12 protein-coding genes and 2 pseudogenes are annotated in these 10,912 nt (G+C 55.6%); 10 read left to right on the top strand and 4 right to left on the bottom strand.

The features are described 5' to 3' along the window. The first annotated feature begins 2 nt into the window (after positions 1-2). From ACWB12_RS01385 to ACWB12_RS01370, 4 genes and pseudogenes are all read left to right on the top strand, one after another. Positions 3-152: a DUF3553 domain-containing protein gene (locus ACWB12_RS01385; protein ID WP_479528266.1), complete on the top strand. Its 150-nt coding sequence runs from the start codon at positions 3-5 to the stop codon at positions 150-152. A gap of 139 nt (positions 153-291) precedes the next feature. Next, entirely contained in the window at positions 292-1,071 is a 780-nt protein-coding gene (olsB, locus tag ACWB12_RS01380) for an L-ornithine N(alpha)-acyltransferase (RefSeq protein ID WP_479528265.1), read from the top strand. After that, complete coding sequence (gene olsA / locus ACWB12_RS01375; protein ID WP_479528264.1) at positions 1,068-1,883, top strand: lyso-ornithine lipid O-acyltransferase; 816 nt, start codon at positions 1,068-1,070, stop codon at positions 1,881-1,883. The genes olsB and olsA overlap by 4 nt, the downstream gene beginning before the upstream one ends. 73 nt (positions 1,884-1,956) lie before the next feature. Beyond that, a pseudogene (locus ACWB12_RS01370) lies at positions 1,957-2,460 on the top strand (DUF1697 domain-containing protein); the annotation flags it as partial. Here the strand turns inward: ACWB12_RS01370 and ACWB12_RS01365 are convergent. Then, positions 2,455-3,087: a thiamine phosphate synthase gene (locus ACWB12_RS01365; RefSeq protein ID WP_479528263.1), complete on the bottom strand. Its 633-nt coding sequence runs from the start codon at positions 3,085-3,087 to the stop codon at positions 2,455-2,457. The pseudogene ACWB12_RS01370 and the gene ACWB12_RS01365 sit on opposite strands and share 6 nt — an antisense overlap. Positions 3,088-3,194: 107 nt before the next feature. Between ACWB12_RS01365 and ACWB12_RS01360 the strand changes: the two genes are divergently transcribed. From ACWB12_RS01360 to ACWB12_RS01350, 3 genes are all read left to right on the top strand, one after another. Further along, the gene (locus ACWB12_RS01360) at positions 3,195-3,968 is read left to right on the top strand and encodes an RNA methyltransferase (protein ID WP_479528262.1); all 774 of its coding nucleotides are present in this window, start codon (positions 3,195-3,197) and stop codon (positions 3,966-3,968) included. A gap of 111 nt (positions 3,969-4,079) precedes the next feature. Next, entirely contained in the window at positions 4,080-5,225 is a 1,146-nt protein-coding gene (gene ctaA, locus ACWB12_RS01355) for a heme A synthase (protein ID WP_479528261.1), read from the top strand. Position 5,226: 1 nt separating this feature from the next. Further along, positions 5,227-6,705: a carboxypeptidase M32 gene (locus ACWB12_RS01350; protein ID WP_479528260.1), complete on the top strand. Its 1,479-nt coding sequence runs from the start codon at positions 5,227-5,229 to the stop codon at positions 6,703-6,705. Between the two features lie 7 nt (positions 6,706-6,712). Here ACWB12_RS01350 and ACWB12_RS01345 read toward each other — a convergent pair whose 3' ends face one another. Together ACWB12_RS01345 and ACWB12_RS01340 are read right to left on the bottom strand one after the other, a co-directional pair. Then, entirely contained in the window at positions 6,713-7,510 is a 798-nt protein-coding gene (locus ACWB12_RS01345; RefSeq protein ID WP_479528259.1) for a hypothetical protein, read from the bottom strand. A 105-nt stretch (positions 7,511-7,615) separates the two neighbouring features. Further along, complete coding sequence (locus ACWB12_RS01340; protein ID WP_479528258.1) at positions 7,616-8,404, bottom strand: enoyl-CoA hydratase; 789 nt, start codon at positions 8,402-8,404, stop codon at positions 7,616-7,618. Positions 8,405-8,465: 61 nt separating this feature from the next. Between ACWB12_RS01340 and ACWB12_RS01335 the strand changes: the two genes are divergently transcribed. Further along, the gene (locus ACWB12_RS01335; RefSeq protein WP_479528257.1) at positions 8,466-8,888 is read left to right on the top strand and encodes a PaaI family thioesterase; all 423 of its coding nucleotides are present in this window, start codon (positions 8,466-8,468) and stop codon (positions 8,886-8,888) included. Between the two features lie 54 nt (positions 8,889-8,942). Here the strand turns inward: ACWB12_RS01335 and ACWB12_RS01330 are convergent, their stop codons facing one another. Then, a complete protein-coding gene (locus ACWB12_RS01330) occupies positions 8,943-9,176 on the bottom strand; it encodes a DUF1127 domain-containing protein (RefSeq protein WP_479528255.1) in 234 nt (77 codons plus the stop codon). A gap of 96 nt (positions 9,177-9,272) precedes the next feature. Between ACWB12_RS01330 and ACWB12_RS01325 the strand changes: the two genes are divergently transcribed. Beyond that, entirely contained in the window at positions 9,273-10,673 is a 1,401-nt protein-coding gene (locus ACWB12_RS01325) for an aminotransferase-like domain-containing protein (protein ID WP_479528254.1), read from the top strand. A 161-nt stretch (positions 10,674-10,834) separates the two neighbouring features. Beyond that, a pseudogene (locus ACWB12_RS01320) lies at positions 10,835-10,912 on the top strand (50S ribosomal protein L13); the annotation flags it as partial.

The raw sequence follows: 10,912 nt of genomic DNA, 5'->3' as shown, positions 1-10,912 counted from the left end.
GCATGTTGGTCAGGCACCCGACCAAACCCGAATGGGGGCTTGGACAAGTACAATCCGCCATTGATGGTAAAATAACCGTTAATTTTGAGCATATGGGGAAAGTTGTGATCAACGGGGCGCGGGTTTTGCTCATGCCGGAATATCATTCTTGAAACGTATGGCGGGATTTCATCACAGACTAACACACTTAATGCGTGTGTCAAATGCACTAACCCAACGGAGACATTGCAATTTGCCGCCGCAATTCGTAAAACCCACCGCAGCTTTTCTGACGCAAGAATTGATCCGCCAATGGCCCTAGACGACCCCATATTTGAACTACGGCTTGCGCAAAACGACGCGGACCTGCGGGCGGCACAGCGGCTGCGCTATCAGGTATTTATCGAGGAGCTGGGCGGCGACGGGCCACTGGTGGACCATAAGGCGCGGCTGGAACGCGACGCGTTTGACGAATTTTTCGATCATTTGCTGTTGATTGACCGCCAACAGGATGCGGGTTCCGTAAATAAGGTGATCGGCGTTTATCGGTTGTTGCGCAGTGATATGGCCGAGCGGGCGGGGCGGTTTTATTCCGAGGACGAATATGATCTGTCAACCCTAAAAGCCAGCGGGCGCAAACTGATGGAGCTGGGCCGCTCCTGCGTTCATGCCGATTATCGCGGCAGCCGCGCGATGTATCATTTATGGAGCGGGCTGGGCGCTTATGTGGTCGAGCATGGCATTGAAGTGATGTTCGGCGTGGCCAGCTTTCATGGCACCGATATTGAAGCGATCAGCGAGCCATTGGCCTATCTGCACCACAACCATCTGGCCCCTGAAAACCTGCGTGCCCGTGTGCTGGAGCCACATTTCCAGACGATGGATTTGATGCCCGCGGACCAGATCGACCCGCGCCGCGCGCTAAAGGCGATGCCGACGTTGATCAAGGCATATCTGCGGCTGGGGGGCTTTGTCGGCGAGGGGGCGTTTATTGACCACAGCTTTAACACCACGGATGTGTTCCTGCTGATGGACACGCAGAAAATCAGTGAAAAACAACGCAGCATGTATACCAAAGGATCACGAGGATGAGCGGCACGTGGTTTCCCGAAGCGGAACCCGCGCCGGTGCGTATTGGCCCGATGGGTTGGGTCAGGGTGGTCGGGCGCGGTGTGCCGGTTCTGGTGGTGGTTCTAGGCGGGCTTACCCTGCTGTTGATGGTGCGCCTGATTGAACGTCCGTTGTTTGGATTAAACCGGCCTGTGACGCCTTATATCACACAGGGCGTATGCAAATCCGCCTTAATTATCATAGGGTTGCGCCTGACTGTGGTCGGGTCCCATATGGCGCATAATGGTGCCGTGGTGTCCAATCACGCCTCGTGGCTGGATATATTCACCCTGAACGCGGCCAAGCGGATATACTTTGTGGCAAAATCCGAGGTGGCGGGTTGGCCGTTGATCGGCTGGTTGGCGCGGGCCACCGGCACGGTGTTTATCGCGCGCCGCTCGGTGGATGCGAAAATCCATCTGGATGTCTTTGCGGCGCGGCTGAACGCAGGCCACAAGCTGTTGTTTTTTCCCGAAGGCACGTCAACGGATGGAATGCGGGTTATCCCTTTTAAATCAACGCTGTTCGAGGCGTTCTTTGCGCAAGATTCGCATGACGCATTGCACATTCAACCCGTTACGGTGAAATATTCGGCCCCTGCTGGCGAAGATGCACGGTTCTACGGCTGGTGGGGCGATATGGAGCTGGCACCGCATTTGTTAAAGACACTCGCGGCCCGTAAATCGGGCGCCGTCGAGGTGATTTACCACGCCCCCGTGGCGGTGGCGGATTTTGGGGGGCGCAAGGCGCTGGCGCGGTATTGCGAGGATACGGTGCGCAGCGGTATGTCGTGAGGTCTGATGGGACCGTAGTATTGTCAGGATATGAAACACATTGAGAGTTCGTACGATGTAGACATGGGTCGCCTTTATCAAATCGGTCAATGTGGGTGGCAAGAACATCTTGCCTATGGCTGACCTGCGAAAGGTGGGCGCCAAACTGGGCTACAAGAACTTTGGCACATATATCCAGAGCGGAAACTGTGTGTTTCAAACCACTGCAACTAGGCCAGAGATCGAGCGCGATTTAGCCGATGCGATTGAAGCAAAATTCGGCTTTTCGGTTCCGGTTCTGGCGCTGACTCAAAATGCGCTGGAGGCGGCGATTGCAGCCAACCCTTATGAAGGTGAAGCAAATAAGCTGCATTTGCATTTTGTCTGGGACGTTGCCAGCCCCGATTTGGCGCAGGCCGAGGCAGTGGCAGCCCAACGCGAGCAATTCCGAATGATTGGAAAAGTGCTGTATTTACACGCACCCGACGGGGTGGGCCGTAGCAAGCTGTTTGCCAAATTACCTAAGGTTTTGGGCGCTGTGACCGTGCGCAACCTTAAGACAGTTGTTAAAATGCGCGATTTGGCCCGCGCGTTATGAGATCGCCGCAACCAAGGTTTTGAACGCCGCGACCGGATCATCCGTGTTCCAGATTTCTTCACCGATGGCGAAAAAGTCGGTCACAGATGACAGGGTGTTGATCACATCAACGGTGAGCGCACCTTCGGCCACGACAGGCACCTCGACGACATCGCTCCACCACTGGAACAGGTCGGTTGGCGCGACCGAACCGTCACCAAGTGCTGTGTCACCACAGGGGCCAAAGCTGACGTATTCAGCTGAACCTTCGCCTGCGTTCATGCCGTGATGGCGCGAGGCGGCGCAATAGGCACCGATGATCGCGTCATCGCCTAGTTCTTTGCGCGCGTAACGCACAGTGCGAGCCCCGTCCGTCAGGTGCACCCCGTCCAGACCCAGCCGGTCAACCATGATCAGGTGGTTTTCAATCACAATCGCTATATCGCGGGCGTGACAGATTTCGCGCATCGCATCACCGGATTTGATGATCTGGTTCTCGTCCTTGGTGGCCAGCGCAAGGCGCACGCAGGCAACGGGGGCAACATCCAGTACTTGATTCAACAAGGCGGGGAAGCTGGACAGATCAAACGCGGGCGGGGTGATCAGATAAAGCTGTGCTTGGTCTTTTTCTTGAAATTCTTCGGTCATCATTTTGTCCTCGACTGAGTGTTGAGGCGGATATAACGCAGGTTTTGCGGTTTGACCACGGGGTCTGTTGCGTCATAGATGGGCAGGGGTATGAAAACAGGTGTGTTATGACGGATAAAGAATGGGCGGGGTCGCAACCGTGGGCGGGACCGCAGCCGGCGTTTGTGCTGGTGCGCCCGCAGATGGGCGAAAACATCGGGGCGGCGGCGCGTGCGATGTGGAATTTCGGGCTGGACCGGATGCGGGTGGTGGACCCGCGCGATGGCTGGCCGAACGAGCGCGCGGTGGCGATGGCATCGGGCGCGGGGCGGCTGTTGGATCAGGCAGGGTTGTATGATGATGTGCCAGCCGCGATTGGCGATTGCACCTATGTGTTTGCCACTACAGCGCGGCACCGTGATTTGACCAAGCCGATTATGACACCGGAACGGGCGATGGAACATGCGCGGGCGTTGATTGACGCGGGGCAAAAGGTGGCGGTATTGTTCGGGCCGGAACGGGCAGGGCTTGAGAATGAAGATGTGGCGCGGGCCAATGCGCTGATTTCAGTGCCGGTGAACCCTGCGTTTTCCTCGCTTAATCTGGGGCAATCGGTGTTGTTGTTGGCTTATGAGTGGCGACGGCAGGTGGCTGAGGTTGCGCCAGAGGTGATGGAGATGGCCAAGACCGAGTTTGTCGAAGGCATTGAGATTGAAAAACTGGGTGACCATTTTGAGGAACGGCTGGAGGCGGCGGGGTTCTTTTTTCCTGAAACCAAAGCCGAGGGGATGCGGGTTAATTTGCGCAATATGTGGGCAAGGTTGCCGTTGACGCGGGCAGATGTGCAGACGTTGCATGGTATGTTGCGACAGTTGGTGCGTTGGAAAGAACGCGGGGAATAAAAAGTTTTATACCTGCGGCGCGGATATTTGTAGAACGAAAATGGGGTTAGATGGTGCTTGCTCTTAATCGGGTTGGGCCGTAATTTGCTGAAAAACAAAACGGGGCATGTCATGAGCAAGAAGCGTAGTATTTTTGAAGAGGTCGGCAGTGATGTGAAGGCCGAAGTGGTCGTGCCCAAGACGGGTGTGATTGATGCTTCTCCAAAGGGGGCGCGCGGCGGCATCCGGATTTGGCTGATCCTCATCTTTGCATTGGTGGCTTTGATGGTGCTGGTCGGCGGGTTGACCCGTCTGACGGATTCCGGCCTGTCGATCACTGAATGGAAGCCGGTAACGGGGGCTATTCCGCCGATGAATGACGCGGATTGGTCCAGCGAATTTACCAAATATCAGGCCAGCCCCGAATTCCAGATCCAGAACAGCGCCATGACGGTAGCCGAGTTCAAGTCGATCTATTGGTGGGAATGGGGCCACCGGCAGTTGGGCCGGTTTATCGGTGTTGTCTGGGCCGTCGGGTTCCTGTTCTTCTGGCTGACCAAGCGGATACCGACGGGGTGGACCACGCGGCTGGTCGGCCTTGGGGTGCTTGGCGGATTGCAAGGCGCGATTGGCTGGTGGATGGTGTCTAGTGGTTTGACGGGGCGCATGGTCGATGTGGCCTCGTACCGTTTGGCCATTCATCTGGGGCTGGCGTTTATTATTCTGGGGCTGTCGGCGTGGTATATATTCCTGATGTCACGCAAGGACGCCAAATTGATGGCGGCGCGGCGCGGACGCGAAGGTAAACTGTTTTCCATGTCTACTGGTCTGATGCATCTGGCATTTCTGCAAATACTACTGGGCGCATTGGTGGCGGGCATTGATGCGGGGCGCGGATATACCGACTGGCCTTTGATGGGCGGTCAAGTGTTCCCTGACGCGATGTTTGATTATGTGCCGTGGTGGAGCAACTTCTTTGAAAATCCAGCATTGGTTCAGTTCATTCACCGGCTGGTTGGATATCTGGTGTTTATCTTTGCCATTGTCGTCTGGCGGCGGTCGCGCAGCAGTGGTAATCGCAAGACACAGGCCGCGTTCAACATGATGGCGGTGATGGTTCTGGTGCAGGTTACCCTTGGGATCACCACTGTGATGCTGGCGGCGCAAACCCATGTGGCGTTGATCCACCAAGCGGGCGCAATCCTGCTATGGGTAATGATCCTGCGCTCACGGTTTTTGGCGGGCTATCCGGTGGCCCAAAGTGTAAGAGGGAAATAACATGATCGCATATGACGAGTTGATGGCGTTCGAGCGCGAAACACAGGCGCTGGCCCAGGTTGCGGGCCGCTTGGGCTGGGACCAGGAAACCATGATGCCACGCGGTGCCACCGAGCAACGCTCTGAGGAAATGGCGGCGATCAGCGGCGTGATCCATACACGGCGCACCGATGCCCGTGTTGGGGACTGGCTGGCGGTGATTGAAGATAGCAAGTTGAATGCCGTGGGACAGGCCAACATGCGCCATATAAGGCGCGGTTACGAGCGCACAATGCGCATTCCAGCCGAGCTGGCAAGCGAGCAGGCCAAGCTGCATTCAATCGCCCAAGGGGTCTGGGCCGAGGCCCGTGGCTCGGAAGATTTTAGTGCTTTTTCCCCGACCCTGATGCAGGTTCTGGATATGAAACGCGAGGAAGCCTCGGCATTGGCGGATGGCGGTGATCTGTATGACGCGCTGCTGGATGATTACGAGCCAGAGGCCAAGGCGGCCGACCTTGAGGCGATGTTCAACGCGTTGCGCCCGCGTCTGGTGACGCTGCGCGAGAAGGTGTTGGGGGCTGAAAAACAGCCCGCCGCGCTGGACCATCAATTTGGCCAGCAAACCCAGATGAAGCTGACACGGGACTTGGCCCGCACTTTTGGCTATGACATGGCGCATGGGCGGGTAGACAAGGCGGTGCATCCGTTTTCCTCCGGTTCAGGACAGGACGTGCGCATCACCACCCGCACCACCCCGCGCGATCCGTTCAACTGCTTTTATTCAACGATCCACGAGGTCGGACACGGCTGCTATGAGCAAAATATTGACAGCGCCTATTTGCTGACCCCGCTGGGGCAGGGCGTGTCGATGGGTGTACATGAAAGCCAGAGCCGGATTTACGAGAACCAGATCGGACGCGGTCAGGCCTTTACCGGTTATTTATTCGCGCAGATGAAAGAGGCGTTCGGTGATTTTGGCATCAACGATTCCGAAGCGTTCTATGCCACCGTGAACCGGGTAAATTCGGGCTATATCCGCACCGAAGCGGACGAGATCCATTATAACTTGCATGTGCTGCTGCGCTTTGATCTGGAACGCGCAATGATCGCGGGTGATCTGTCGGTTACCGATTTACCAGACGCATGGAATGAACGATTCGAGGCGGATTTCGGCGTGGCGGTGGACAAGCCATCGAACGGTTGTTTGCAGGATGTGCATTGGTCGGTCGGTTTGTTCGGATATTTCCCGACCTATTCGCTGGGCAATGTCTATGCGGGGTGTTTGAACAAAGCGATGCGCGACGCACTGCCTGATCTGGATACTGGGCTGGCGGCAGGGGATACCACGGCGGCGACCGGATGGTTGCGCGATAATGTGCAGCAATTCGGCGGGCTGTATAAGCCGCGCGAGGTGATCGCGCAGGCCTGCGGGTTCGAGCCAAGCGAGGCTCCGTTACTGGAATATTTGGAGGCCAAGTTCGGGGCGATTTACGGGGTTTGATTGGGGGTTATCGTTTGAATTGCCCCAAGCAATAGGACCGTTTTCCTAATAGGTATTGTGGCAAAAGCAATTCTAAAACGACCAAAGGCTTCTCTCTTACGCGGAACGAGGCCCGCGACAGGCCGATGTGCGTATGGTCTTTGTCGGTGCTTATTCGCAGAGAAATAGATACCGGCTCTTCTCGGAAGAGTGCAAAAGTTTCATAAGCACGAACACTCACCGGATTATGCGGCCGACCACTATAATAAATGGTGAAGCCAGATTGTTTGATAAAAAAGGTGAGGGCAAAAACATATGTGCTCGGGCGGATTTCAAATTTATGCGGTGAATTTGTTGGGCCTGCCTCGATATTAAGTGCAAGGCTGTGTAAGTGCTTACTTAACTCAAACGTGTAAAAATTATTTGTGCTTTTCCGCATCCGGCTTTGACTTATTTCTCTGATGATGGCGTCCATCTTTTCACCATTGGCTAGGCGGCTTTCGAGCCAAGCGTCAGTGGTCAGCCATGCTTCAGCGTATTCTTTTTCCAGTGCAAAGGCCCGTTCCGGGTCGGCTTTGACTTCATCGTAAGTTGCATCGGTTTTCAGGAAAACTCCGCGATTCCGTGCTGCGTTAAGGGCGCGGCGAAAATCGCTGCCATGTTCTTTCGCAATAGCAATGATCCGCACCGCCTCAACGTCCGGCATTCCGTCGGGCTGACAGGCGTTAATCTTGGCAAAAGCCATGTCCGCGAACAGCGTTATCAGCAACGTCAGTATGAGCAGGAGGCGTTTATCGAAGATGGGACGGATGGTGAATGCCGACATAGCGTTGGCCCCTAGCTGCATGAATGAATGATCTTAACATCAATCTAGGGTGGCGGAAGGATTTGAAAAGTATGGATTTGCCTACCTTCTATCCATATTTCACCGCTACTGGTTCCAGTCAGGCGCTCGTTTATCTAAAAATGCGGCAATCCCTTCCTCGGTGTCACGCATCATCATGTTGGCAGTGATCACCTCGCCGGTATGGGCGTAGGCATCCGCCAGCGGCATTTGGGCCTGCTCATAGAACGCCTGTTTGCCAATCGCCAGAACACCGTTCATTTTGGATGCCAACACCTGCGCCATTTCGGTTGTGGCCGCGTCCAGCGCATCTGGTTCGACCGCTTGGTTGATCAACCCTATTTCAGCGGCGCGGGTGGCATCAATGAAACTGCCCGTAGTCAGCATTTCAAACGCCTGTTTGCGTGGTACATTGCGGGTTAACGCCACCATGGGGGTGGAGCAGAACAAGCCGATGTTCACGCCATTCACCCCGAACCGCGTGCCATGCGCCGCCACAGCCAGATCACAGGTTGCAACCAGTTGGCAGCCGGCTGCGGTGGCAATACCGTGGGCCTTGGCGATCACCGGTTGGGGCAGGCGGGTGATTGACATCATCACGTTTGCGCAGCGGGTGAACAGGTCGTGAAAATAGGCGCGACCATCATCTTCGGCGTCGCGGCCACGGGTCATTTCCTTTAGGTCGTGACCGGCGCAGAACACTTTGCCAGCACCCTGCAAAATCACCACCTTGATTGATGTGTCTGTCGCCAGCGCATCGAACTGTGCTTGCAATGCGGCAAGCATCGCATCCGACAGGGCGTTCAGGTTAGTGGGCGAATTTAGCGTCAGGGTGGCAATGCCGTCCGCATCTTGGCGTAATAATATGTCAGTCATGCTTGCTCTCTGGCTCGTTTCAGGCAAACCTTAGGCGCAGAACGACAAAAGGGAAAGCATCATGGCGCTGAAAATGACGGTTGGGGAAATGCAGGCGTTTTTGGCCGAGCATTTTCCACATATGACGGACAATTTCATCGTCGAAGGGTTGGCCGACCATCAAGCCACCATTCGGATGCAGGTTGGGGCGCAAAATCTGCGGGCGGGCAATACGGTGAACGGGCCATCCATGTTCGCCGCCGCCGATGTCGCATTTTATCTGGCGCTGATGGCGATGATTGGGCCAAAGGCATTGGCCGTGACGACGAATTGTTCGATTGATTTCATGCGAAAACCCGCTGCGGGGCGTGATTTAATCGCCAAGGCCACTATTCACAAGCTGGGCCGCGTTTTGGCGGTGGGCGATGTGATCATCTATTCCGAGGGCATGGACAAGCCGGTGGCGCGGGCAGGGCTGACGTATTCAATCCCGCCCAGTCAATAAAAAAGGGGCCGGAATGAACCGGCCCCAGGAAGAGGTTCTGGCAAGACTGGGATGTTAGCCTTGCCAGAACAAACGACGCGCCTCCGTATAAGCCTCGTCGCGTGTCAGCCCGATGTCTTGCAACTCGGTATTTGTCAAAGTCTTTAGAGCGCGCCGTGTGCTGCGGCGCAAATCCCAGGTCAGAAGCGTGGTTGCCACCGTGATCACCACCAATGCCATTGGCGATTGGGGCAGGCGGCTTTGCAACTGCATGCTGCGCTGTGCGGGGATGGTTGATGCCATAGTCATGGCGCGCTCCTGAGTTATTGTATTGATACAAACGGGGTATTCTGCTATGATTTATAGATACAATGCGAATCTGAGAACGTCTAATGAAAGATTGTAATGAATACAATTTGGTTTCCTGATCTATCAACGTCGGATGGCCCCAAGTATCTGACGCTAACAGACGCAATCCGCGCCGCGATTGTGTCGGAACAATTGGAAGTGGGTGAACGCCTGCCGCCGGTGCGCGAATTGGGCTGGCAGCTAAAGGTGACACCGGGAACGGTGGCGCGGGCCTATACCAAGCTGACGGATGAGGGGCTGCTAAAGGCGGCTGTGGGGCGCGGCACATTTGTGGCTGAACCCAAGGCGACACCCACCCCGCTGCAACGGATCGAAGTCGGGGTCAGACCAACGCAGGAACCAGAGCGGATTGATCTGCTCTCGCCTCTGCTGCCTGACGTCGGGCAAGAGGCGCTGATCCGTAATTGTTATGCACGTATGGCGCAAACCCCCAATAGCAACCTGATCACCTATCCCAGTCAGGCGACCGAATCCACGGCGCGTATTGCTATTTATGATTGGTTAAAGGGGGTGCAGCTGGGCCGGTACGAGCCCGAAGATATTGTGCTGGCCCACGGCGGGCAAAACGCCATCATGTTGATTTTGCAAACCGTGCTGAAAGACCCAAAGCCGATGATCTTTGCCGAAGACCTGACCTATGCCGGATTTCGCCATGCGGCGCGGTTGTTGCGGGCGGGGGTTGTGGGGCTGAAATGTGATAGCGAAGGGGTGCGGCCGGACGAGTTGGAGACCGCCTGTAAAACATACGGGCCACAAGTGTTTTGCACATCGCCCGAGGTTCACAACCCAACCACAGGGCACACCGGACTGGCGCGCCGCCAAGAACTGGCGGATGTGGCACGGCACTACAATTGTCATGTGCTAGAGGATGATTGTTACCACATGCGGGGCAGTGGCCTGCCGACTTACCGCGAATTGCTACCTGATCTGGGCTGGTATGTGTCGTCGCTGTCTAAATCCCTGACGCCATCCTTGCGGGTCGGGTTTGCGATTGCCCCTATCGGTAAAACCCAGATTTTGCGCCGCGCGGCACAGTTCAACCATTTCGGGCTGGCCGTGACCATTTGCGATCTGACCGAAATGGTTCTGCAATCCCCTGACCTCGTGAAAATCCGCGAGGCGGTGCGGGATCGGGTCAACAGCTATGTGCGCACCGCGGTGAATGTGCTGGGCAGTTATGATCTGAAATGGAGTGAAGACGTGCCGTTCCTGTGGTTAAAGCTGCCACGCGGCTGGCGGGCATCAAATTTCTGTCGGGCGGCGGAAAAACAGGGGATACGCATTCGGTCTGCCGATGACTTTGCATTGCTAGACGGGCGCGCCCCGCATGCAGTTCGCATAACGGTGAACGGGCAAATCCCGCTGGAGGCGTTTGAGCGGGCGATGTATGCATTGGAGCGGCTATTGAACAACCCACCAGATCTAATCGAGGTATAAATGTGGGGTAAAATAATACCTATTTTCTAAGCTATTGTTTTAACTACATAAAGCAAGCATTAGCACCCTTGACTGCACCAACAAATCCTATAGACAGACGCAATCAATTCCCGCAAGCGGCGATCATCGCCATTTGCACCGTTTTAAATAGGGTAGACACCATGAAAACTTTCTCTGCTACACCGGCAGATATTGAGAAGAAATGGATCATCATTGACGCAGAAGGCGTCGTGCTGGGC

The sequence above is a fragment of the Profundibacter sp. genome, from assembly GCF_056498605.1.
Note: the sequence above shows the minus strand (reverse complement) of the source record. Positions and strands in the feature narration are given on the sequence as shown.

What these genes read in the sequence shown, in the direction of transcription:
- ACWB12_RS01335 (WP_479528257.1), top strand. Translation starts at nt 8,466, where the DNA reads ATGGCGCTGAAAATGACGGTTGGGGAAATGCAGGCGTTTTTGGCCGAG.
- ctaA (WP_479528261.1), top strand. Translation starts at nt 4,080, where the DNA reads ATGAGCAAGAAGCGTAGTATTTTTGAAGAGGTCGGCAGTGATGTGAAG.
- ACWB12_RS01385 (WP_479528266.1), top strand. Translation starts at nt 3, where the DNA reads ATGTTGGTCAGGCACCCGACCAAACCCGAATGGGGGCTTGGACAAGTA.
- ACWB12_RS01345 (WP_479528259.1), bottom strand. Translation starts at nt 7,510, where the DNA reads ATGTCGGCATTCACCATCCGTCCCATCTTCGATAAACGCCTCCTGCTC.
- ACWB12_RS01325 (WP_479528254.1), top strand. Translation starts at nt 9,273, where the DNA reads ATGAATACAATTTGGTTTCCTGATCTATCAACGTCGGATGGCCCCAAG.
- ACWB12_RS01365 (WP_479528263.1), bottom strand. Translation starts at nt 3,087, where the DNA reads ATGACCGAAGAATTTCAAGAAAAAGACCAAGCACAGCTTTATCTGATC.
- ACWB12_RS01330 (WP_479528255.1), bottom strand. Translation starts at nt 9,176, where the DNA reads ATGACTATGGCATCAACCATCCCCGCACAGCGCAGCATGCAGTTGCAA.
- ACWB12_RS01350 (WP_479528260.1), top strand. Translation starts at nt 5,227, where the DNA reads ATGATCGCATATGACGAGTTGATGGCGTTCGAGCGCGAAACACAGGCG.
- olsB (WP_479528265.1), top strand. Translation starts at nt 292, where the DNA reads ATGGCCCTAGACGACCCCATATTTGAACTACGGCTTGCGCAAAACGAC.
- olsA (WP_479528264.1), top strand. Translation starts at nt 1,068, where the DNA reads ATGAGCGGCACGTGGTTTCCCGAAGCGGAACCCGCGCCGGTGCGTATT.
- ACWB12_RS01360 (WP_479528262.1), top strand. Translation starts at nt 3,195, where the DNA reads ATGACGGATAAAGAATGGGCGGGGTCGCAACCGTGGGCGGGACCGCAG.
- ACWB12_RS01340 (WP_479528258.1), bottom strand. Translation starts at nt 8,404, where the DNA reads ATGACTGACATATTATTACGCCAAGATGCGGACGGCATTGCCACCCTG.